The sequence below is a fragment of the Acholeplasma equifetale ATCC 29724 genome (assembly GCF_000687735.1).
In the GTDB taxonomy this organism is placed as follows: domain Bacteria; phylum Bacillota_I; class Bacilli_A; order Acholeplasmatales; family Acholeplasmataceae; genus Acholeplasma; species Acholeplasma equifetale.
On sequence record NZ_JHXL01000004.1, the window covers coordinates 31,457 to 56,815 of the forward strand.

Here is a 25,359-nt window from a genome sequence, read left to right on the forward strand (position 1 = left end):
CTCCTTAAAAAAGTCGGAAGGTTGCTACCACTAATTTTTGTTTTGATTTATTTTGTGAGCTTAATTTTTATTTATATAGTTCTTCTAGTTTAGCATTGTATGTAGGTAAGATAGATTCCATAGCGGCTCTTGGAGAATCACCAATACCTTTAATAGCATTGTTAATCTTAATGAACCAACTATTTGCATCATATGTACCAATACCTAATGCAAAGATCAATTCTAATTCAGCTTTATCATAGATTTCTAAGATTGCATCAATATAAATATCTTTATTGTATGATTGGATTAATGCATCTTCAAATTCGTTTTTGAATTCTTCATCTGTTTGCCAAATTTGAATTTCATTCCATACTTTAAATGCTAATTCTTGAATGTCTGCTGAATAACCAGCTGCTAAGTTATATACTGCAACACCTGAAACCGGTGATACGTATTTACCTTTATATGAATCACTTCTTGGATAAGGAACGAAACCTAAATCAAAGTTTAAGTTCTTCCATCTGTTATCCGCGTTCTTGAACCATAAAGCACCTGGATGCATTAATACTTTACCAGCTTGCCATGCAGGTGAGCCTGCATCATATTGACCACTAGTTTCGAATAGTTTAGCTTGCCATAATGACACTAAGAAATCATATGTATCTAAAGCAGTTTTTTGAGCAAACCCTACAGTTAATGTACGACGATTAATTAACGTACCACCGTTTAATGGAACCATGTATTGAGCGTAAACGTTAGGGTTACCACCTAATACAGCATAATCATCGCCTTGAACTGCTAATTTAGTTTGTGCTTGTTTTGCCCATGCTTCAAATTTTGACCAAGTCCATTCACCATCTAAGAATAATTGAGCAGGGTTCTCAATTCCTAATTCTTCTAATAAATCATCATTGAAGAATAATCCGTTTTCAACGGTAGGTTTACCTGTTTGGAATGCATAAACTTTCTCTTTGAATGTGCCTAATGTTTTAGTTTCTTCAGTAATATTTTTACCAATTGTTGATAAATATTGATCAACCGGAACAATTGCATTACCTGAAACTAAAGCTTGTGTCCAGTCTGAAGTTGTCCAATAAATATGAGCCATTGGATTACCTGATCTACTTGCGTTAATAATTGCTTGAACACGGTCATTACCCCAAGGAGCATTTGATGGATATTCAATATATCTTACACGGACATTATATTTTTCTTCTGCTTGTCTTTGAAGTTGTTGTCTAATAGCTTGTTGTTTACCAGTATAGTCTTGTCGGAATGGATCAACTTCATATGGAGCTCCGTGCATAATAACGATATCAACTTTAGCTGAAACTTCTTGAACTGTTAATTTACGATCCACACTAACTTCTTTACCATCTGAACCAACAACTGTATAAGTGATTGTGTATACACCTTTTGTGTTAGTTAGATATGTACCAGTTATTTCAATACTGTTTGTTAAATCTTCGCCAGTAACTCTGTCTTTAGCAGTTACACCTGCTTTAGGATCAAAATCGTCACCAACATTGATTGTTGTATCAACTACACCAATGATTTCAGCAGTTGGTTTATCATCCCCATTATCACCGCCGCCATTGTTGCCACCACCATTACCGCCACCAGCGTTGTTATTGTTACATGCAACTAAGAAGATTGCGAATAATGCTAATGTTAAAACAGCATATATTTTTTTCATTTTGTACCTCTTTTCCCTTTTTATATGGATATTTTTACACCTACATTATACTATATTACAATATAGTATGAAATCGCTTTCGCATATTTTTCAACTTATTAAAAGTTTTTTCACATACTTTACAAAAAAAGCCTAACTAAAAATAGTTAGACTCTTTCATTTTTAAAGTATATTATTTTTTCTTAACGAAGAATAATACAACTGATCCACCGAATGCTAATACAGCTGCACCAAGAGACATTAATACTGCCATTAATACAGAAACTGTATTTTGAGGAATTTCGTTCTTAGTTTGATCTAATGTTTTTTCTAAATCTTCGATTTGGTTACCTAATTGATCTTTAGTATCAACTAATTCTTTTTCTAAATCTTGTAGTTGATCTTTTAGGTTTTCATTTTCTTCAGTTAATTCATCAATAATATCTTGTAATTCTTCAACTTCACCACGGTTTGGAGTTGGTTCAATAACTGTTACTTTGAATTCAACTATTGTTTGGTTACCAGCCATATCTGCAACAGTAACTTCAACATTGTAAGTACCAGGGGTGCTTAAATCAAGTCCACCGTAACTTGATACGTATTTATCAAGTTCGTTATTAGCAGTTGCGTTATCGAATGCAATGATGTTTGATAATACAGCTATATCTCTATTTGTATAGATAGCTGGGTCAACTTTTACGTTATTTTCTTTAACGATAACTGTTGGAGCAGTAATGTCATCAATTGTAAATTTGAATGTTTGAGAAGCTTCTACAGTTTTAACAACACTTGGGTTAATACCTGCAACTGAAACATCCGCATTTAATTGAATACCAGAATATGTACCAATATTTGCTGATCCAAATGTAACCAATACAACAGCTCCATCAGGAATTGTGAATGATTGTTGCCATGCTTCAGCATTTGCAGCTGCCCAACCAGATGTAACTGTTTGAGAATCACTTAAGAATCTACCGCCTAGACGATCTGAAACAGTGATAACTTTATTGTCTTTAACAACTAATACTAAAACACCATATGATCCGATACCTGTAGCAGCACGGAATGCTGTAGTATCTGTGAAGATTGCAAAACGTCCATATGCAGTACCATTGTTTAAAACGGTAACTGTATCAACTTTATCTTTAGTAACTGCAGTAACATTGTCACCATAAGTAATAGTTAATGTATCATCGATTGTACCTTCGAATACAACATCATATGAGAATGATAATTCGATATCATAAACACCTGGTTGAGGATTATATTGGTTGAATCCTTCAGGAAGTTTGATGTTAATATTTTCTGTTCTATCAACTGCTTGGCTGTTTGCATCAAATGCAGTAGCTTTTACATCATATAATAAGTCAAGTAGAGGAACACCTTCGTCAGATGCTCTATTCTTAACGTTAGTGAATCTTGGAGGAATAACACCAACGATTAATGTAGCATTAACTTCGTTAACTAAGCCACTTTCAGTTTGTGCAATGAATTTAACGTCATATTCGTCACCAAATACGTTAGTATCGATTACAGTTTGAGCATTCTTAGTATAAGTTGTGCCTGAACCGCTGTAAACATAATTAATAGTTTCTAATAATTCGCCATCTTTAGAAATTTCAACTTTAAAGTCAACATATTGATCAGTAAATACTAAGTTATTATTTTCTTCAACTGTCATTTTGCTGAATGCTGCTGTTAAATTTGATGGGAAATCAAATGATGTTCTATATGGAGCAACCATTTGAATACCAGCTTGAGATGGATCTTTATCTAATGAAGATACACCCGTATAAACAATTGGAGCATCAAAAGTAAATTGAGCTGTTTCAGCTTCTTCCTGAATCATTGCATAAGGTAATGATTTAATCCATTCAGTTGTTTTAGCATTTGCAGTACCACGGTCTAATGTACCAAATGATACAACTGTATGACCTGCAGGAATTGAAACTGAGTTTGGTTCATCATCTAATAAGATTGATTTAACAGGATTAGTTTCAGCGTTGTAAGCTTTATGATACCAAGTTAAATAACCTAATGGTTCAATTTTGTAACCATCATCATCTGATTCGTCTAATACAACACGAACATGAGTGCTTAACATATTTTCTGGTTTAGCTTCAGCATCTGCTTCGTTGTAATCTGCGATTTCTTGTTCTGTTGAGAATCTCCAGTCTTCAGCTTCAGCTGTACCATCATTAGTGATGAAATATGTGCTGATATGGTCTTCGAACATGTACATTTTACCGTTTTCATCAAAGTATGCATACATACGATGAACAACAGTTGTTAAGTCTGTACGAGCGTTAGTTGTTGTGAATTCCACATCTCTTTCAGTATCATTAATCCATAATGCTGCGAAAGCATTAAAGCTTAAACCTGGTAAATCTGCTGCTACATAAGTATCTTTGTTAGCTAATTTAGATACATATCGAGCTGCACCGCGAACAAAGTGATAACGATGTCCGTTATATACTAAGTCCCAGTTAGAGTCACCATAAGTTGTTTGTAAGTCTGTGATTTTATCGTTTGGATAAAGATCAACTATATCATCTGTCTCAGCTGCAAAAGTCATAGGTGCCATAACCATAAGCATCGCGAAGACAAATAGAACAAAAGTAGTTAATTTCTTCATTTTTTACTCCCTTACCTTATTTTTTTGTTTTGTTTCTTACCTTTATTTTAGTTCATTGTGTAAGCGCTGTCAACTTAAAGCTCAGCCACTTACAGAAAACGCTTTACTTTTTTTAATTTTTGATTAATTTTTTCATACTTTGTAAATTATCTAATTGAACCAGGAACAAATGTAGAGAAAGTTCTTGATTGAGTTTGGCCACCATAAGTGACTGTTACTGTATATGAAACTGTTTGTGAGTATTGAGGAATACTAATAATTCGACCTGTATTATCTAAAATATCTGGATTGTTTGAAACCATGCTAATTTGAGCATTAGAGAACTCTTTAGCGATTCTATATTCAATAGATAAATAGCGTTGGAAATATTGCTCCATATTGGAATGGAATAATGTGTTTGGACATGATTTTCCACTAAAGTCTCTATGGAATCTAATATGATCTTGTGGAAGGTTATATTGAACAGCTTTTTTTGAAGTAAATTTAGCAGTTCTTTGCCAAATACGTACTAAATCATAGTTTTCACTTACTGCTGTTTCTAACCCAATACCATTTCTATTACCACCACCAAGATATGAACCTTGTCCAGGTAATGTCGAACCATCTCCTGCATGGTATGCAATTTCATTATCAGGAATATGTTGAATAAGCATTTGATCATCTAATGTATAATGCCATGAAACATATGTTGGTGTATTGTTTTTAACTAAATTTTTCAAGTAATTACTATGAGAAAGCGCACCACTATTTGGATCGGTATTTGCTGTATCATGGAACACAATCCAGTACACGTTATCTGAATTATATTGTGTAATACCAGATGGATGATTAGGTTTTAAAGTACCTGGACGTTGATAATCATTTTTATCAATAATATCCGGTGTAACAACAACATCACCAAAGTAATAAAGTGAAACAGACGCATAGCTTACCTTACGATATGAGAATCCTGTACCAATCGCATAAATATTATGTTCTTCAGAGAAGGCTAATTGATTCATTGTGAGTAAGTCTAATAAATTATCCTTATCTAAACTATCAAAGAATTCAACTGTATATTCAACCTTTACAGATTGGTCATTTGCTAATTTCATAGTAAATGTAACTTTTCCAGCTTTTTTATTTGTTACAACACCAGAATTATTAATAGAGGCAATAGATTCATCACTTGATGAAAATACGATTTCTTCGTTTTCATGAGTATACGGGAAAACAGATGTCTCAAATGATAATGGCATGCCTGTTAATAATGCATAATCATAAGTGGATGGTGTAACTAAAATACCTGGATCTGTAAGAATTCCAAATTCAATTGATGCAAACACATCACTGTTTCGACTTGAACTAATTGTTACTGTTACTAATCCACTTCTTAATGCAGTCATTTGACCAACACCAGAAATAGAAAGTTTATCCGCATCACTAGATGCAAATCTAAAACTTGGGTTTTTCAATTCATATGGTAAATATTCGTATTTAATGCGAACACTATCATTAACCCACATTTCAGAAATATCTGAAGTAATATAAATTTTTGCTGGACCTTGTGGGTCATAATCTTCTTCTGAAATTATTGATTCTTTTGTTTCATAATGCCCTCTTAAATATTTAGGTTCAACATTTAAGAAATCATTTAAATCTAATTCTTCTTTACCCCAATGGTTTAATGTGTAATCAACTTGTAAAGTTTCGCTAGTTTTAGCTGCATATTCAGCATAATTTGTCACTGAATTAAATCTTGCATAAGCTAAAATTGATAACCCTTCAAGGGTAACATCAAATCCATTTTTTACTTGATCAATATCATTTCTTACTAATTGTAATTGAGCATCTTTATGATAGTTTGCTCCATCAACTAAAATTGCTGTTTCAACGTTAGTAATTTTATTTTTTTGGACAATAATCTTACCTTGATTAAATTCATTAATTTCAATTGCTGTACCAATAAAGTTTGTAATTTCGTTACCTTCAATTGTTAAGTTCGAAGGATTATTTACTTTAATAACAGCAGATTTATTTGTATTAGAATTAACAAATTTACTATTTAATACTGAGATACCATTTAAGTTATCATCAATAATTAATTCTGCATCACTATCAAATACAAAACCTGAAATAGCAACGTTATTCGCTTTAATATGAATATTTTTTTTCATACTTAAGTTATCAGCATATAATTTAATGCCTTCTAAATCGATAACTAAATCTTCAGTTTCACTTGCTCGAATCATACGAATTGTTGAGTTACTATTTGGCATATGATCATGTAAATCTTGAAGATTATTAAATAATCTTTCACCATATACAAAATCTAATCCATCTAATAATAAAACATCATCTTCTTTAGCTTCTAAATCATATACCATTTCATTAACAATCACGATTTCATGACGATATAAAACAGTATTATCAGATGCTAACTTTGCAGTTACAGTGACTTTACCAGTTTTAATGAATGTTACTTTACCTGTATCAGATAATGAAGCAAGATCGCTGCGGTTAATCGTCCAAATAACATCTTCTTCAACGGGTATTCCTGCTTTTTTAACTGCAACTAATTGTCTTTCCGTACCAATGTTAGCTTTTGAAACGCCTTCGATAGAAAGTTCAAATACTTCAATAGGTATTTCACGCTTAACAGATGGTCTATCTTTAGATGCAACAGTAATTGTTGCTTCTCCTGTTCCAACTAAATATAATGAACCGTATTCTGTAACAATAACAACCTCTTCATTTGAAGATTTGAATGTTACATCAGTATCAGCATCAACTTTTAGTTGATAACTCATACCTTTCCAAAGTGTAACATCAATCGGTTGAACGTTTAAATTAATCTTTTCGATGACGGTAACATTAACAATAACATATACAGTTTCATCACTTTTAGCTGTGAAACGAATTGTTGTAGATCCAGCTTTTAAAGCTGTAACTTCATTGTTATTTACTGAAACAATAGAATTATTTTCTACTGTAACAGTATATCCCAATTCATCATTTGTTGAAACTTGAATCGTTGCTGAATCGCCTTCTTCAAGTTCTAAGGTACCTTGTTGATCAACAGTTAATGTAATAGTTTCTTTTACTGGTTCATCGTTACCAGTACATGAAACCAATACTAAACTGAAAATCCCAAGCAGAATCCAAATGATTTTTTTCATGATTTCCCCTTCCTTTCATTTTTTATCTTTTCTTTTTTTTAATTCCCCAAAAAGTGAATACACTAGCTAATACAGTTACTAAACCGCCTATAGTTGCGATCATTACTACCGTTAAGTAGTTATTATCCGTTGGAAGTTCTCCAGGATGATTTGTATCTATAACAATTAGATTGTTATCCCATGGGTGTTTTGGTGTTTCTAGCCAGTATGTTGAAGCAAGTCTTAATGTTGCCTCTTTAACAAATATATGTTCACTTTCTAATACTGAATAATCAAGAATTGAAGAACCTATAACAGATCCATATATTTTTAGGAATCTTAATTGTTCTAGCAATTCACTTGAGTCAATCCAACCATTTTCTCCAAGTTCATATAACCCTAGGTCATGACTCATGATTAATTTAACATTCGAATCACTGACTGCATCATTCCACCATTTTACAATATCTGCAAATGGTATGTCTTCATTATCAAAAGATGTATAAAGTTGTGGCATGATATAGTCAACTAAATTATTTTCAATCCAAGTTAAACTATCTAAATATAATGTGCTATAACCTTCTAAACCTTTAGTGTTAGATCCCAATTCATGAGATGACTTATTTTGCCAAATAGCTGTTGGTGCAACACCTAATTTAATATATTTACCTTCACTCTCATTATAATCCTTAATTACAGAATTAACTGATTCGATGGTTAATGTAACATTATTTCTTCTGATATCGTCAGCTGAAAGTTCATCTTGTTCAATAATGCCATCAACTGTTGAATCTATTTGGTGAGCATAAAATTCATGGTCTAATAAAATACCATCAACATAATATTTAGAAATGATTTCTTCAACTACAGAAACTAAATATAAACGAACAGCTTCAATATTTGGATTTAGCATCAATGATTCATCTTGATATTGAATGACATGATTTGGATTTTGTTTAGCATAGTTTTCATTATCAAGTAATGAAAGTTGTGTTTCTTTTAATCCTTTAGAATTTGTTACTCTAAATGGATTTAACCATGCATGAATTTCAATACCACGTTTATGTGCTTCATTGATTAAATATGGTAAGAAATCATATTCAAATTGAATCATAGATGAAATAGGTGCAAGATTTGATGGATAAATTGCATCATTTTGATAACGGACCTTAAAGTAAAGTGTATTTACTTTCATTGATTCAAGATTATCTAATAAATCATTAATAACATCTTTTACTTGAGATTCTGTTTGAGCATTTTTGAATGCTTCGTTGTTTTCAATTGAATACCAAACTGCACGAACTTCTTTTTTTGATTCAAAATAATATTTTGGTAACTCAACTTTTGTATTCGTACCATTGAAGTATACGTATTCGCCATTTCTTTCAACAAACTGATTATCTTCAATAAATGGAACACGCAATTCAATGATTTCAGATCCAACGGGTGATTCTTCATCTAAAGCATTTTTAGATTTATATTCAATTGTATATTTACCATATTTATTGATTTGAATTGGACCATCATATTTTATCCATTGTGACCAAACTGAACCATTATGAATTCTATAGTAAATCGATAACGCTGGTTCGCTTGTTGATAATTCAATTTGAATTGGTTCATTGTAAAAATCACCAGTTTTGTTTTTATCAATTGAAATGACTGGTTTTTCTGTATCAGGAATTGTAATTGAAGGAAGTTCTCCTAAATCATTCGTATGTGATAAAGCACGAACTCCATAAATATATTTACCTGTTGTATCGTTTGTTATGTATTTGATGATATCTTCATCTGTATCACCAATAACACCAACGATTTCACTATTTTTAAATGTAGGAATGCCTTCACTGCGATAAATATAGTAAAATTTAGCTCCTTCGACACGATTAAATGTTAATTCACCATTTGCATGTTGAATATTTTGAACCGCAGGTAAAATAATTGGATCCATGGATTTAATTCTTGGTAGTACAACAACATTGTCCATTAATGGCTTTGCGTTGTTAATTTGAGTTGTAGAAAGTCTAGAAGTATTTGTATATCCATAATTGACTTCTTTATATGAATATATACTATACCCTTGTGTATTTTCTAAGCCTCGTAAGTAATTAAGTTGTTTAACAAATTGTTGCATATCGCTCTTCCATCCGTAAGTATTACTAGATGAATCAGCCATATATACTCCAATTCCTGAATAAAGATTAACATCAAGGTTTTTAACAACTTTATTCCACCAGCCCATAACATTATAATAACCAGCAGCTGGATGATCTATCGCCCAGTAACTTTGTGGAAGAATGTAATCTAACCAACCTTCAGTAATCCATTTTAAGCTATCCGCATATAAGTAAGATGCATAGTGTTCTTGTCCACGTGTATCAGAACCATTTGTAATTGGTTTTCCATTTGCATCATATGTTACAGTACCGGTACCGTTTCGATAAATCCCTGTAGGAGAAATACCAAATTGAACTTTTCGACCGGTACGTTCGTTAAAATCACTAATTGTTTCATGAACTAATTCAACCATTTTGTTTACTTGTTCACGACGCCAGTTCGCTTTATCAGCCGCACTATTTGTATTATAACCTTGGCCATATTGAACAAATGTTTCTTGGTCTGGTTCAGTTAAAATTGATCCACTTGAGCCACCATTTGTACCTAAATTCATGTAAAAATAGTCGTCAAAATGAATTGCATCAACTGGATATTGTTCTAAAATTTCAACAATTGTATCAGCAACAAATTCTCTAACATTTGGTAATCCTGGATTTAATATTTTATTACCACCATAACTAAGTATGTTACTGCTATCACTTGCAGGGTTAGCAGCAGGATAATTTCCTGCAATTTTTCCGTCTTCAACGCGATATGGATTTAACCATGCGTGAACTTCAATACCACGTTTATGCGCTTCTTCAGTCAACCATAACATTGGGTCAAACGTATCAAAATCAACATTAAGAAACCAACTTGCTTTCGGGTTAAGTTCCGATTTATAAAGTGCATTATTATGTGTTCTAAAGTGAATAATCATCGCATTGATATTGTAATATTCTAATGAATCTAACACATTTGTTGCTTGTTGTTTAAATTGAGCTTCTGTTGTGTAATTTGGAAATGATCCAATAAAATGAGAGAGCCATGCTGCTCTAAACTCTGGTTTGGTATCTTCTAAATTTGAATCATCTGCATAAACTGGAAATTGAATAAAAATAGTTAATGCCGTTAAAAAACTTAAAATAACTAAAAGGATCTTCTTCATATTATCTTTTTCCCTTCATTTAATAATGTCTTGACGAGATCCATACTAGTTTTTTTAGACTCATCAATAAATGTTTTGTATGTAAAGAATACGTTACCTGATACTTCATCAAACTGATTTGCAAATTTTAATTGATCTGCAACTTCTTCAACATTAGAATAACCACCTTCTGAACCAATTCTATATGGTCCATGCCCTATATAAAGTTTTACATTTGTATCTTTAACAACATTAGCCCACCATTTTGCCAAATCTGCAAATGGTGCTAATGGATGTTCAAAGTCCCAATAAAGTTGTGGAACAATATAATCAATATATCCTTCTTTTACCCAAAGGTATGTATCAGCATATTGATTATCATAACTTTGTGAACATTTCGGATCTGTATTTGATCCAAGTGGTGTTGAACTTGAGTTTTGCCAAATACCAAATGGAGAAATACCAAATTGCTTATTTGGATATTTTTCTTTAATGATTTTATGTAATCTTTTTACAATATCAGTAATGTGATATCTTCTAAAATCATCTAATGACATAGATTTATCTATTCTATTTTCAAAATCTTTTAAGTCATTATCGTGTTCTGATAAACCTGCATAAGGATAAAAATAATCATCAAAGTGGATACCAGCAACATCATAGTTATCCAAAATTTCTAACATTGATTCAATAACAAATAATTTAACTTCTTCTTTTGTAGGATTTAAGATAAGTTGATTATTTTTATCTGTTATAACAAGTCCGGGATTTTTCTTAGCAAAATTCATGTCATCAAGCGTACTTAAGTATTCATCTTTTGACATATTTTCAAGTTTCATTGAAACGCGATACGGATTACACCATGCATGAATATCAATTTGACGTTTTTTGGCTTCATCGATAACAAATTTAAATACGTCATATTCGGGTTTCTTACCTTCTTTACCCGTTAAGAAACGTGAATATGGATTTAATTTTGATTCATAATAGGCATCGTTTAATGGTCTAACTTGAAAGAATATTGTGTTGATATTGAATTCAACTGCAGTATCAAGCATTTTTAATACTTTATTTTTAAATTCACTATCTTCCATATTAGGAAGATCAATATTAACAACATTGGATACCCAAAAAGCACGAAGTGGTTTTAGATTGAATTGTTCTGGAATTTCTACTTTTTCATTTGTATTAAAATAAGTTAAATATTCATTTGAGTTTTGTTTAATTCTATATTTCATGGTTTTCTCCTTTGAAGTAATATTGTATGCTGCCACCAATGACTTGTTTTTTTGCACCTGTTGCAGAAATTAATGTATTTGGTCTTTGATTTAAAACTTGATTACCTAATATAACAAATCCAATTGCTTCTTTAAAATCACTTGATACTCCTAATTCATCAGAAGAAATAACTTTGATTGGTGTTAATAATTTTTGTAATAATTCCATTAAAAACGCATTTTTAACCCCACCACCTGATACAATTAGTTCATCAATTGATTCAACATAAATATATCGTTTGATAGCATCTGCCATTGTATATACAGTTGCATAAGTAATTGTATGAATAATATCTTCTTTTCTTTCATGTAAAAATGGGTGAATTATCTTTTCTAAATAAGGTAACCCAAATTGTTCACGTCCACATGATTTAGGTGGTTTTTCATTATAGAATGGGTGATTAATCAATATTTCAAATAAAGGTTGAATGAGTTTTCCTTTTCTTGCAGTTAATCCTTTATCATCAAATGATTTTTGATATAGATATTCCATTCCTGCATTAATTAACATGTTCCCAGGGCCTGTATCAAATGCGATAACTTCATCTTTTTTTGTAATAAGTGAGATATTTGAAATACCACCTATATTCTGAATAATTCGATTTTTATTTTTATCATAAAAGAGTACTTTGTCAACAAAAGGTATTAATGGTGCTCCTTGTCCACCCTGTGCCATATCATGTTCTCTAAAATTAGTAATAACAGTTGTTTGAGCGAGTTCTGCCAAAACAGCACCCGATCCAAGTTGTAATGTTGAACTTCTCTTTTTATCATCACTTTTACCTTGATGATAAACTGTTTGTCCATGACTTGAAATAAATTGAATATCATTCATTGAGTAATTTGTTTCATTAATTAACTTTTTTACTGAATGGCTATAGACTTCTGCAAGACGAAAATTCAGATATGCGATATCTGATACGATTGCTTGGTTATGTACTGCTTTTTGAATTTCAAGTAACACATCAGATGGATATGGAAAAGTTTTCCCGTAAAGAAACTTTATTTTCGTTGAATCATCAACACCTTCAATATCACATAAAGCAATATCTATACCATCTAATGAAGTTCCAGTCATAATTCCGATTGCAAGCATTTATTTTCTCCTACATAATAATTCATTATCATTATATAATAATGAACTATCAATAATATGTAAACGCTTTTATTTTGATTAATCTTTTCAAAAAAAGAAAAAAACATCCGGCAAAAAGGATGTTTTTTTTCTTTTTTTACATAATTATCGTTTAAATTTCTTAAATGTACGATATGTTGTTTCTAATGCACTAATTGATCGATCGATATCAAAATACGCACATTTTGCAAATAATGCATCAATAACTGACATTTGTGAAATACGAGATGTCATTGCTGCGCTTCTAAATTCGCCTTCAAGTGCAGATGTGTATAAAATAACATCTGAAAGATCTGCAAGAATTGATGAACCCACACTTACAACAGAAATAATTGGTATTTTATTTTCTTTAGCTAATAAAGCAGCACTAATAATTTCTTTTGTTTTTCCTGAATTCGAAATTAATATAACCACATCTTTTGGAGTTAAGAATGAGGCATCAATTAATTGGTCATGAGATTCGCTTTGAGCGATACAAAATTTATTAATTCTTCTTAATTTCATTTCAAGGTCTTTACAAACTAAATGACTGGAACCTTTACCAAAAATTAATATACGACGTGCATTCATAATTAATGAGGCAGCTTTTGTATATTCCGCTTCATCATATAGTTTGATTGTTTCTTCTAATGCTTTAATATTATTTTCTATTGCTTTTCTACCACCTTGAGGATCCTTTATTAGAATAATATCTTGATACTCTTGATTTTCTGGTAGTTCAACTTTTGAATTTGCTAAAATAAAATCAATTTTAAAATCCTTGAATCCATTATATCCAAGTTTTTTACACATTCTTACAACAGAGGCAGGTGAAGTATACGCAGCTTCAGCAATTTTTTCAACGCTAAAGTCTTTTAGAATTGTTTTATTTTCGATAAGATAATCTAACACAACTCTTTCTGCTGTACTTAATGATTCTTTATTTTTGAGCATATTAAGCATGACACTCATGACTGTACACCTCTTTTAAATACGTTTTTCTTTACTCATGCACTTATTATATCACGGTTGAAAGCGTTTCATATTTTTACATAGCATTTTTAGATAATTATACAATATTTGCACATAATTTCATATTTGTAAGAAGAAATTGAACATATATTCATAATTTTATCACTTTTTTCCAATTATAAAAAAACAAGGAGATTGAAACTCCTTGTTTTATTTCAATGAACTAAGCGATATTTTTGAATAAATCTAAAAGTGAATTAATTTCATCGCTATGTACATTATAGATAAATGGTGCACTCCATTCAGATCCACTAAATTGACTGTTACCTCTAATTCGAACTTGGATGCTATAAGTACCACGATTTAGTTTAATAAGCGATAATTGTTCTTTTGCTACTGTATACTGCGTTGTGTAAGCTGTTAAAGTATTGACAACCTTAACATCATAATATGCACTTTCAACACCAGTGAAACCTAAAACACCTTCATTTGTTACATATAAGTTTGAAGGACTATCAAATGGTGAACGCATATCAGGATAACTCACTTCTGTAAACATTGGAGCAAAGTCACCTTTAATAAATAATAAACCATTTGAAATTGAACGTAATCTACCATCAGATAATGTATTTAATACTTCAAAGTCACCTTCTCCAGTTTTATCAATCATCATTGTTGATGATCCACCACCATCTAAATTATACGCAGATTGAGCTCCATGTGACTTCATGATATATGCTAATTCTTCTAACGTTACACCGTCTTTACCTTCTTGTGCTGCACGTCCATCAACAACAACAAAGAATACAATACCTTCTTTTGTTAAACCAATAGCTGTTCTTGGATGGCGTCCGGTCGGTGTTGCATTTTTAACATTAGCATCAATATTTCCATTAACAACTAATGGTGCACCGACACCAACAGCAAATCTAGCATTTTCAAATCCATTTCCAAGTAATTCTTGTATTAAAATTGTATCAGAATCAGTTACTAAGTTATCATCTTGGAATGTTTTACCAACCAAAACAAATGTTCTTTCTTTAACAGTTACAGCTTCAGTTGTATGTTCTAGTAAAACACCTTTTGCATAGGATCTTGTACCATCACCTGCAATTTTAATATCAGAAGCTTTAACAACTACTTTAGGTAATTCCGCAGGAATTTCTAAACCATAATTTTCAAAGAAAATTGCTACTTCTAAATCATTTTGTGGTAATTGGTTTGTTCGATCAATTTTAATTCTATTTTTCAATTCACTATCTTTACCTAAAATATTAATGTGTTGCCCTTGGTGAGTCGGATTCCCAAAAATAACTGACCCATCATCTAAAAAACCAACAGCATTAGCGTTTTTTCCACCCCTATGATAAACTTCAAAGTTTATAATATGATGATTTGTTGCACGACCTGTATTGTTTATATCATAAAAGTCAGCATTAATACCACCATAAACTTGAATTTGAGGAAATCTATTTTCTGCATTGTAAATTAATCCAGTTAATGGACTCATCCCCCATGCAAATGGCTGATAGTTATCTGCAGCTATAACACGATAATCTGAGTTTTTTAAATTTGCACCGATATAGTTATAGTGTTGATTAGTTGTAGTTGTACCTAAAGTCATCTGACCAATCATTCGGATATGAACAATATCGTTATAGTTGTTAACTTCTCTAGTTGTGGCACTAAACTTATACTCTAAATCAGCAGCATGGGTCGTTTGTGTCCCAATGACAACAACTAATAATAAATAAAATATTGCAATAAATAGCTTTTTAATTTTCATTTATACATACCCCCTTAGGCAGGTAAGGCGATACTAACTTCGCCTATATTGCTAAATGTCATTGTAACAACAAATTTAATAGTATCAACTTTTGCATCAAATACAATTTGATTCAAAGTTCCTTCTTCATTCAATGTTAATGAAAGATTAGCCATTGTAATACCTTCAGAAAAACTTAAGAATGAATCTAAAATACCATATTGATTGTTATTTAAAATATACATATTATTTACATAAGTGAACATTTCTTCTGTAAATTTATAATAAAATTGATTTTTTGATGATTCTATTTCTTTTTTCACATAACCTTCACTTGAAGGATAATATCCATAATGTTTTCTTGCAGAGCGATCGTAATATTCTATATAATCCCCATCTTGGAACTTAGAGATTGCTCCATCATATTCAAATGTCACGATAGTGTCGGTATACATTTGTAAATCTTTAATAGCAACCGTTAAAGTATAATTGTTTTCTTCATGCAGAAAGGCTAATGCTTTTTTTAACGGTGACTCATATATTTCCCATAACGCATAAATCGTTATATTTTCCGTGATAGGTTTTGTAAAGTCAAAACTTTCTGACTCATTTTCTGAATACCAACGGATAAAAGTATACCCTTCTCTAATTGGTGTTTCCGGTTCTTCAAATAACGCTCCCACTTCTAATGTAAATTCTTGTGGTGTAGAACCGTCTGTTAAATCTAATGTAACTTTAACTATATTTGCTTCATTACAAGCAACCAAAAAAACTAAAAATGAAAATAATAATACACTTAGTAGTTTTTTCATAAACTACCCCCCTACTCTTTTGAATTATGCTTATATGAGTATATTGTATAACTTACGACACGAAAAAAATTTTTAATATATGAAATCGCTATCATTACATGAAATAAATAAAAAGTCGGTTTGACCGACTTTTACCAACAATTATCATCTTTGAAATATTCATACTGCTTAGCTAGGCCACCCTCGGATGTTTCTTTATAACCTGTGTGCATATCAAGACCCGTTTGATACATAGTTTGTATCACCATATCAAATGAAATTTTTCTTGAATCTGATAAAAAATATGCTAAACCACAGGCATCAATTGCTCTTAAAGCTGCTACAGCATTTCTCTCGATACAAGGAATTTGAACAAAACCGTTAATCGGATCACATGTTAATCCTAAATGATGTTCCATAGCAATCTCTGCAGCATATTCAACTTGATCAATTGATAAATTAAATAATGTTGCATGAGCTGCTGCTGCCATTGAACATGCACTTCCAACTTCTGCTTGACATCCTGCAACTGCGCCTGATATTGATGCATTATGTTTAATAAGATTACCAAACAAACCAGCAATAGCTAAAGCTTTTATGATACGATTTTCATCAATAAATTTATGTTTTTGATGCATATAATATAATACTGCAGGAACAACGCCACAGGCACCGCATGTTGGCGCTGTAACAACAATTCCACCTGCTGCATTTTCTTCACTTACTGCAAAAGCATAAGCACTCACTAATCGATTTTCTTTTACTTCATCTGGTTCATTTTTAAGTTTTTTATTGATGAGTGTTTTTGCTTTTCTTATAACTTTTAATGGTCCAGGTAATACGCCTTCTGCTTTTAATCCATTTTCAACTGAATGCTTCATTGTTTCCCAAACTATTTTTAAATAGTCAACAATTTCTATACCTTCAACTTCAATAACATAGTCATATAAGGAAATTTGTTTTTTCTTACAATAGTTTTTTATTTCATTAAATGTTTGATGTGGATATATATGTGGTGCTTTTTCTTCTATATTTCCAAAAACAATTTGGCCACCACCAATACTTTTAACTTCTTCTTCAAAAATGAATTCATCATTAAAATATCCTTTAAAAATTAAAGTGTTGGCATGTTTTTTTAAATCAATTTGATGTTCAAATTCAACTTCTATAGGTTTAAAAACATCCATAATTGCATCATGTGTTAAATGCCCTTTACCGGTTAATGCTAATGAATTATAAAGAATAACATGTACTTTATCTAAATTTGGATATTTTTCTTTTAAAATTTTAGCTGCATTTCCTGGTCCCATTGTATGTGAACTTGATGGTCCATAACCAATGTTATATAAATAACGAATAGATAACATAAACTGCTCCTTTTTATAAATCTTTTCTCATAATAGCAAAAGACTCAATAATTTTAAATCCTGCATTCAAATATATTTTTCTTGCCGGATTTTGTGAACCTGTAAATAGCGTCATAAAATGAGCACCATTGTTTTTAGAATGTAAAATCAATTCTGCAAATAAACTTTTACCTAAACCTCTTCCTTGAGCATTAGGATGTATACCAATACCTGCAAAATATCCACGTTTTGAATTTTCTGTTTTAAGTGGTCCTGTCCAACCTAAAATTTCACCATCTTTATGAACAACAAGCATTTTTAATGGGTTTTTCAATGCTAAATTATTATTTACTGTTTGAAGCCACAAATCATTATTTAATGCTTTAAAAAGTGATTCAAAACCGTGATGTTTATTTGGATCATATTCAGTAATATAATATCCATCATTCATATTTTTACAATTTAGTTCTTCAATATGTTTAGGTAATTTATATTTTCTAATGTCTTGATAAAATGCGTCTTGATTTTGTCCATCAATTATATACCCATTATTAATTAAGAAAAAATAAAATGGTGAATGATAAGGTATAGCAGGTGCATTCGGATGATCATGGGGTTCATGTCCTGGTATATACCATTCTAGTTGGAACGGATTTAAAAATAACTCACGAATAAATTTTTTACCCATTTTTTTTAGTCTTAACTCTAATTCATGAAGCATTTTAGTCCCAAAACCTTGTCTTTGAAAAGCGTTTTTTACAACAACAAATGTAATAAATCCGGGTGTCGTACTTTCTAAATTTTGATATGCGCCATGTCCAAAACCAATTACTTCTTCATCTTTTTTTAGTATTAAAAATAAATTGGGATCAAATAACGGATGATTGATGAAATGTTTCACAAACTTTTCTTTTGTGAAAGATTTATAGATTGATTGTGGAGCAACATCCATATTCCATATTTCAACAATTTGATCTAAATATTTGTCTTGATAATTTATAATTTCCATTTTTGACCTCTTATAATTCTCTTACAATTTTCTTTTGATATTCTAAAACAGCAAAAGCTTGAGCATATGTTTTACGAGCTAATGCTCCACGTACAAAAGCTAAATGTGTATAATAATCATAATATTTGAATGACTTACTATTTGTTACAAACCAATGTGTTTGAAGTGCTTTTTTCCATAACTCATATGCTTCTTCACTACACGGTATATAAATATACGGTACAAAACCTTCTGAATCTTCCCAATTTTCTGAAAAATATGTTGGAGAAAAATGCCTTTCTCCTTTTATTTTATTCCCCATATCAATACCTGCATAAAAAGTTGCGTCTTGCACAATCTCACTACATTTCTTATGATCAATATGCATTGATTCTTTCCAGTGTGTAAAAATTAATGTAGGTTTATATTTTCTTATTAATTCAGCAACTTCAAAACGAACTTTTTCATTATTAGGTAGTTCTCCATCATTATAGTCGAATACAATAGCTTCTCCATTTAACAGACTTGCAAATGCTTTTGCTTCATTAATTTTTTGTTTACGATATGTTTCTACATCCATATGTGGTGGGTTACCACGTTCCCCTGCAGTTAACGCAACAGTAATTATTTTATGTCCTTTTAAAGCTAAATCTGCTAAAACTAAACCTGAAGTCAATTCAACATCACCGATATGTGCACCTATTGCCATATAAACAGAACTCATAATTTATACTCCTTTATTGCTTCATAATTTGATTATAAACGATTTAGTATAAGTTTACTTTTGATACGATAAATAAAAATGTAATCGATTACACATATAATTTTAATGCATCTTCTTATTTGAATTGATACAAACTGATAAAATCAAATCAAAGGAGATAAGTTAATGAAATCAATTAAAAATATGTATTTATTAAGCAATCGTGTTGCTTTATACAACGAAGTTTTATGTTTATTAGGTTTAGGAAGCATGTCTGAAACCAAAAGAGCTGATGAATATTCAGATATGGATTTTTTCTTAGTTGTTAAAAATGGATCTAAAGATCGCTTTTTATATCAACTTGATTGGTTAGAAATTCATCCCATTTTATTTACATTTAAAAATTCTAATGATGGTAATAAAGTACTTTTTAGTGATGGTACTTTTGCAGAATACGCTGTATTCACTGAAGATGAAATATTAAATGCTACTTATACAAAAGGAAAAATTTATTATCAAAAGGAAACATATCTAGAGAATATTTCTGATTGTAAAAATATAAAATTCAAAAAACCAATTGATATATCCTATCATGTAAACGAAGCATTATCAAATCTATATATTGGTTTAAAGCGTGAAAAACGTGGTGAGTATGCTTCTGCTACAACATTCATTCAGTCTTACGCATATCAACTTGTTGTTCAGTTATTTCCATATTGTTTCGAAAATACAATAGAGTTTGAGGATTACTTTGTTTATGAAAGACGTATTGAATTTCATTTTAAAGAAGCAAAATCTATTATTTCTAATATGCGTCAGGGGTATCTTAAAAATAAAGAATCTGCTTCAGAAATATTAAATTTTTTAATTAAATACTTTAATCCTAATGAATTTATCGTAAAAGAAATTAAAGATATGATTCATTCATAAAAAATCAAATAAATTTTCATTTAACTTTTGTGTTATATAATAAAGATATATAAATTAATTATTTTTGGGGTAAAATTTATGGATATCAAGTTAAAAACTTTACTATCCGTTGTAGAAACGGGTAGTTTTACTAAAGCCGCTTATAATTTAGCACTTACGCAACCAGCGGTAAGCCAACAAATTAAAAGCTTAGAACAAGAATTTAAAATTGTCATATTTGATAAAAGAAAAAAGAAGCTTGAGTTAACCAAAGAAGGAGAACTCTTGGTGCGTTATGCAAAAAGAGTAGATCAGCTAACCCATAACTTAACTATAGCCTTGGATTCAATACGTAAAAATATTTCTATGAAAAATACATTAGTTATAGGAATTACACATACTTTAGAATCCAATATCATCGCAAAAGCAATCGCTCAATACACCTCCGAAAATAATGCATTCCATATTCGATTGATTTCTGATTCAGTTAAAAATCTTTATCAAAAAATGAAAACATATGAGATAGATATTTGTATCATTACAGGTAATATTTCTGATAAAGATTTTTCATTTATTCCACTTGATAATGATACATTAGCTGTGGCAGTATCAAACGATAATCCAATTTCAGAATTTGAAAGTATATCATTAGAAAAACTTAGACATGAAAAATTAATTTTAAGATCAATTTCTTCTGATACACGTATTTTATTTGAATCTCATCTAAAAACTAAAAATTTCGATATCTCAGATTTCAATGTTGTTTTAGAACTTGATAACGTTGAAGTTATTAAAGATTTAGTACGAGATAATTTTGGAGTATCCATTTTATCTCGTAAATCTTGTATCAAGGAAATTAAGAAAAATAAATTCAAGTTAATAAATATAGATAACATTGATATGACACGTCAAATTAATTTATACTTCCATAAAGATTTTCAATTTATCAACGAATTAAAACGTATCATTTCAATATACAACCACTTATTGGTCAATTAAAGCACTTGTTGAAGTGCTTTTTTATATATATAAAGCTTTAAAAAATAAAAAAACTTGATATATGATCAAGTCAATTTAATTTTCTTTAGATATTTTAATGCAATTATTTTGATAAAATCACGACTCATAATAAACTTGATACATCAATTGCACTTGTCAAGATAAAGTGGACACGTATCAAACTTATGCATTCAATATGGTGCTCGGGAAGGGATTTGAACCCTCATGGGATTTCTCCCACTACCACCTCAAGGTAGCGTGTATACCATTTCACCACCCGAGCATGCTATAAAATAATAGCATAATTTATACTAAAAATCAACATTCATAAACCAAAAAAGGGGTACAACCCCTTTTATATTTTAATCAATTATTCAACTGATAAAATGTATGAATAAATATCTTGTTCACCAGGGATTGCTTCAACTTCACAATCACCATTTAATGTTGAAACAAATGCTTCAACTTCTTCAATTTCTTCAGTTGATACATCAAGACCATAGAAGATAGTTACAATCTCAGAATCTTCATCAATTAATTGAGTTAATAATTCTTTAATTGCTTCCAATCTATTTGGTGTTGAAACTAATAATTTAGATTTAGAAATACCGATGAAATCACCTGTTTTAACTTGAATGCCATTCATTTCTGTATCACGAACAGCGTAAGTTATTTCACCAGATTTCATATTTTCTATGACTTCTTGCATTGTCTCAATGTTTTCATCCAATTCTAATGTTGGATCAAATTGTATTAATGCAGAATAACCTTGTGCAGGTGTTTTAGTTTTCAATACAGCAATATTAACACCTTCAGTTATCTTAGCAGCTTGTTCAGCAGTTAAGATAACATTCGAGTTATTTGGTAAAATAATAATATTTTCTGCATGAATTGATTGGATCGCTTTTACAAAGTCTTCTGTTGGTGGGTTCATTGTTTGACCACCGTCGATAACAACGTCAACACCTAACTCCTTAAGTGCAGTTTTGATACCTTTACCTTGTGCAACAGCAATCATACCATATTTAGATGGTTCTTTTTTCGCTTCTTTTGTTTCAGTTGTTTTTTCATGACTATGATGGTGATGTTCTTGGCCAGTAATATTGGAATGTTGTGAGCGCATATTTTCTACTTTAATTGTTTTTAATTCACCAAATTTTTGAGCTAATGTTAATGCAACCCCGGGTTGATCTGTATGTACGTGTACTTTTAATAAATCATCATCTGTTACAACGACCAATGAATCACCCATTTGTTCTAACGGTTCTCTAACACTGTTAATATCAAATGATTTCCAATCGTAAAGTTGTACGATGAATTCTGTACAATAACCATATTTAATTTCAATTTCACCTAGATTATGTGCACCCACATATTCATTATGTTGCTGTTGTTCTTGTTGAATTTGCTCAACTTCGTTTAAGATGTGACCTTCAAGTGCCATAAGCATACCTTCAATAATTTTAACGAAGCCTGCTCCACCTGAGTCAACAACGCCAGCTTCTTTTAATACTGGTAATAATTCTGGTGTTTTAATTAAAGTTTCTTTTGCTTGCTCTAAATACACTTTTAATACATCTTCAATCGTATTTAAATTCTTCTGTTCTTTTAATACACGTTCAGCAGATTCTCTAACTACAGTTAAAATAGTTCCTTCAACAGGATCCATAACTGCACGATATGCCATTTGATATCCACCAACTAATGCTTGGATAAATTCTTTAATATTTACTGAACCGTTATTAATTTTAGAGATCTCAGCATATACTCCACGGAAGAACTGAGAAAGAATAACACCTGAGTTACCTCTTGCTCCCATGAGTAATCCACGAGATAATATTTTACTTATATCTACGATTGAATCTGAATTTACTGTTTTTACTTCTTTAATTCCAGCCATCATTGTCATTTGCATATTTGTTCCCGTGTCACCATCTGGTACAGGAAACACATTGAGGTGATCCACTTCTTTATGATTGTTTTTTAAGTGGATTGCCCCATTGGTGACCATCTTTTTAAACAGGTCGCCACTGATTTTCTTATTAGACATATTTTTCCTCCGTTTCACCCTTAAATCAGGCGAACATTGTCATATACATTTGTTGTAATTTTTTCAATAATAAGAGTCTGTCTCAATTACGCACATAAGTATAACATAATTAAAACATAAACTCAATACATATCCACTACTTCTGCTTTCATATTATATCATATTTTTACATGTTTTCACGTAATTTATCTTATGACGTAATTAACATTTTATATATATTTATATAATTGTCTTTTTTATTATTGCAATTTATATTGTAATGTGTTAAGATAAATAAGGCAATAAAGGAGTGATATTATGGCTAAATGCTATGTTACTGGTAAAACTACATCATTTGGTAATAAACGCAGCCACGCATTAAATGCGACTCGTCGTAAATGGAAGGCAAATCTACAAACCGTTCGTATTAAAAATGAAGATGGTAAAGTTGTAAAGGTTAAGATTTCTGCTAAAGCTTTAAAGAAACTCTCTTTAGAACGCGCATAATTAAAACCGAACGTATAAATCAAGGCTAATTTGAGCCTTTTTTTATTTTTTAGACTCAATAACCATGATTTTACCCTTTTTAACCTCTATAGTACCTATATCACCGTTTAATTCATTTGAAATGCCAATTGTATTAAATAATGTAAGTTCATATTGATTTAAAGGATATTTAAAGTTTTTAAGAGAAATTACTGAATCTATCATGCTAAATATTGATATATACCCTTTGAATGATGTTTGATATGTTCCTTCACTCAATGTATAAATTTTTGAATAGTCAGTAATTATCTTTAAATTAGGAAACTCGTTTAATAATGAAATGTTAGCAATTGAATGTTCAATTCTCTCTCCACCAATACCACCTAATACAATGACTTCATCTGGGTTTTGTTGATATGCATATCTTATAGCAGCTAAGGTATCCGTCTCATCTTTTTCAACATTCAAGGTAATATGATTTATATCATTTAATACAATTTTATCTTTTATAGAATCAAAATCCCCAATGGCTAAGCTAATGGGGATATTTTTTTCAATCAGAAAATGTGTTGCTTGGTCAACAGAAATAAGTTGATCATATTTTATATCATCAAGCACAGTTTCTATATTTGATAAAATTGGATAAACACAAACAACAATTCGTTTCATTTTAAACTTTCAATGCGCTCTTTTCGATTTTCGAAATTAAAGATAAATGTACCTGCAACAACGATTGTTGCACCTGCTTCTTTACATTGTTTTGCAGTTGATGCATTGATTCCACCATCAACTTCAATTTCATATATATAACCATGTTTTTCTTTTAAATCACTTAATTGCTTGATTTTTTCAAGTTGTGATTGAATAAACATTTGTCCGCCATACCCAGGTTCAACACCCATAACTAACACTAAATCAACTTGTGGTAAATAAGGCATAATGGTTTCAACGCTTGTACTTGGTTTAATACAAACACCAGCTTTCTTACCAATAAATTTAATACGTTTAATACTTTCAGCAAAGCGATGAGCTTCAGCGTGTACAGTAATGAATTCTGTAGTTGGAAAATTTACTTTATCAACCCAATTTAATGGATATTCAACCATTAAATGGATATCCATAGGTAATGGTGATAGTTTTCCAATTTGTTCAACAATTGCAGGTCCAAATGAAATATTTGGCACGAAATGACCATCCATAACATCAACGTGAATATAGTCAGATCCCTTTTCAATAGATTTTAATTCATCTTCTAATCGAATAAAATTCGCAGTTAAAATCGAAGGTGCTACTTTCATGTTTTCCTC

General features: G+C 30.7%; 18 protein-coding genes and 1 tRNA gene. 3 read left to right on the forward strand and 16 right to left on the reverse strand.

Going from position 1 to position 25,359, the window contains the following annotated elements:
* Window positions 1-67: 67 nt before the first annotated feature.
* The 12 genes from T434_RS0103140 to T434_RS0103195 all read right to left on the reverse strand — a co-directional run bounded on the left by T434_RS0103140 (window position 68) and on the right by T434_RS0103195 (window position 19,650).
* A complete protein-coding gene (locus T434_RS0103140) occupies window positions 68-1,678 on the reverse strand; it encodes an immunoglobulin-like domain-containing protein (protein ID WP_026399860.1) in 1,611 nt (536 codons plus the stop codon).
* Between the two features lie 172 nt (window positions 1,679-1,850).
* A complete protein-coding gene (locus tag T434_RS0103145) occupies window positions 1,851-4,292 on the reverse strand; it encodes a hypothetical protein (RefSeq protein WP_026399861.1) in 2,442 nt (813 codons plus the stop codon).
* Window positions 4,293-4,438: 146 nt separating this feature from the next.
* The gene (locus tag T434_RS0103150) at window positions 4,439-7,450 is read right to left on the reverse strand and encodes an N-acetylmuramoyl-L-alanine amidase (RefSeq protein ID WP_026399862.1); all 3,012 of its coding nucleotides are present in this window, start codon (window positions 7,448-7,450) and stop codon (window positions 4,439-4,441) included.
* Window positions 7,451-7,472: 22 nt separating this feature from the next.
* A complete protein-coding gene (locus T434_RS0103155) occupies window positions 7,473-10,694 on the reverse strand; it encodes a family 10 glycosylhydrolase (protein WP_026399863.1) in 3,222 nt (1,073 codons plus the stop codon).
* A complete protein-coding gene (locus T434_RS06770; RefSeq protein WP_162150672.1) occupies window positions 10,691-11,911 on the reverse strand; it encodes a glycoside hydrolase family 10-like protein in 1,221 nt (406 codons plus the stop codon). Before T434_RS06770 ends, T434_RS0103155 begins: the two co-directional genes overlap by 4 nt.
* Complete coding sequence (gene anmK / locus T434_RS0103165) at window positions 11,901-13,046, reverse strand: anhydro-N-acetylmuramic acid kinase AnmK (protein ID WP_051614352.1); 1,146 nt, start codon at window positions 13,044-13,046, stop codon at window positions 11,901-11,903. Before anmK ends, T434_RS06770 begins: the two co-directional genes overlap by 11 nt.
* Window positions 13,047-13,190: 144 nt before the next feature.
* Window positions 13,191-14,036, reverse strand: coding sequence for a MurR/RpiR family transcriptional regulator (locus tag T434_RS0103170; RefSeq protein ID WP_026399865.1), 846 nt, complete (start codon window positions 14,034-14,036; stop codon window positions 13,191-13,193).
* A 223-nt stretch (window positions 14,037-14,259) separates the two neighbouring features.
* A complete protein-coding gene (locus tag T434_RS0103175; RefSeq protein WP_026399866.1) occupies window positions 14,260-15,822 on the reverse strand; it encodes a phosphodiester glycosidase family protein in 1,563 nt (520 codons plus the stop codon).
* A 14-nt stretch (window positions 15,823-15,836) separates the two neighbouring features.
* The gene (locus tag T434_RS0103180; protein ID WP_026399867.1) at window positions 15,837-16,613 is read right to left on the reverse strand and encodes an InlB B-repeat-containing protein; all 777 of its coding nucleotides are present in this window, start codon (window positions 16,611-16,613) and stop codon (window positions 15,837-15,839) included.
* Window positions 16,614-16,744: 131 nt separating this feature from the next.
* Window positions 16,745-17,959, reverse strand: coding sequence for an L-serine ammonia-lyase (locus T434_RS0103185; RefSeq protein WP_026399868.1), 1,215 nt, complete (start codon window positions 17,957-17,959; stop codon window positions 16,745-16,747).
* A gap of 13 nt (window positions 17,960-17,972) precedes the next feature.
* Window positions 17,973-18,947 (reverse strand): GNAT family N-acetyltransferase, encoded by a 975-nt coding sequence (locus T434_RS0103190; RefSeq protein ID WP_026399869.1) that lies wholly within the window; start codon window positions 18,945-18,947, stop codon window positions 17,973-17,975.
* A gap of 10 nt (window positions 18,948-18,957) precedes the next feature.
* Window positions 18,958-19,650 carry a PIG-L deacetylase family protein gene (locus T434_RS0103195; protein WP_026399870.1) on the reverse strand — a complete coding sequence of 231 codons (693 nt, stop codon included), beginning with the start codon at window positions 19,648-19,650 and terminating at the stop codon, window positions 18,958-18,960.
* A 165-nt stretch (window positions 19,651-19,815) separates the two neighbouring features.
* Here T434_RS0103195 and T434_RS0103200 point away from each other — a divergent pair, with 165 nt between their 5' ends.
* On the forward strand, window positions 19,816-20,559 hold the full coding sequence (locus T434_RS0103200) for a hypothetical protein (protein ID WP_035358220.1): 744 nt from the start codon (window positions 19,816-19,818) through the stop codon (window positions 20,557-20,559).
* A gap of 78 nt (window positions 20,560-20,637) precedes the next feature.
* Window positions 20,638-21,537, forward strand: coding sequence for a LysR family transcriptional regulator (locus T434_RS0103205; RefSeq protein ID WP_035358221.1), 900 nt, complete (start codon window positions 20,638-20,640; stop codon window positions 21,535-21,537).
* Between the two features lie 197 nt (window positions 21,538-21,734).
* Here T434_RS0103205 and T434_RS0103215 read toward each other — a convergent pair.
* Both T434_RS0103215 and T434_RS0103220 read right to left on the reverse strand, forming a co-directional pair.
* Window positions 21,735-21,820 (reverse strand) — tRNA-Leu (locus T434_RS0103215).
* Between the two features lie 87 nt (window positions 21,821-21,907).
* Window positions 21,908-23,587, reverse strand: coding sequence for a DAK2 domain-containing protein (locus T434_RS0103220; protein WP_026399874.1), 1,680 nt, complete (start codon window positions 23,585-23,587; stop codon window positions 21,908-21,910).
* A 297-nt stretch (window positions 23,588-23,884) separates the two neighbouring features.
* On the opposite strand from T434_RS0103220, the gene rpmB reads away from it, so the two are divergent.
* The gene (gene rpmB / locus T434_RS0103225; protein WP_026399875.1) at window positions 23,885-24,073 is read left to right on the forward strand and encodes a 50S ribosomal protein L28; all 189 of its coding nucleotides are present in this window, start codon (window positions 23,885-23,887) and stop codon (window positions 24,071-24,073) included.
* Window positions 24,074-24,115: 42 nt separating this feature from the next.
* On the opposite strand, the gene T434_RS0103230 is transcribed toward rpmB, so the two are convergent.
* A complete protein-coding gene (locus T434_RS0103230) occupies window positions 24,116-24,721 on the reverse strand; it encodes a thiamine diphosphokinase (RefSeq protein WP_026399876.1) in 606 nt (201 codons plus the stop codon).
* On the reverse strand, window positions 24,718-25,350 hold the full coding sequence (gene rpe / locus T434_RS0103235) for a ribulose-phosphate 3-epimerase (protein ID WP_162150673.1): 633 nt from the start codon (window positions 25,348-25,350) through the stop codon (window positions 24,718-24,720). Before rpe ends, T434_RS0103230 begins: the two co-directional genes overlap by 4 nt.
* Window positions 25,351-25,359: the final 9 nt, after the last annotated feature.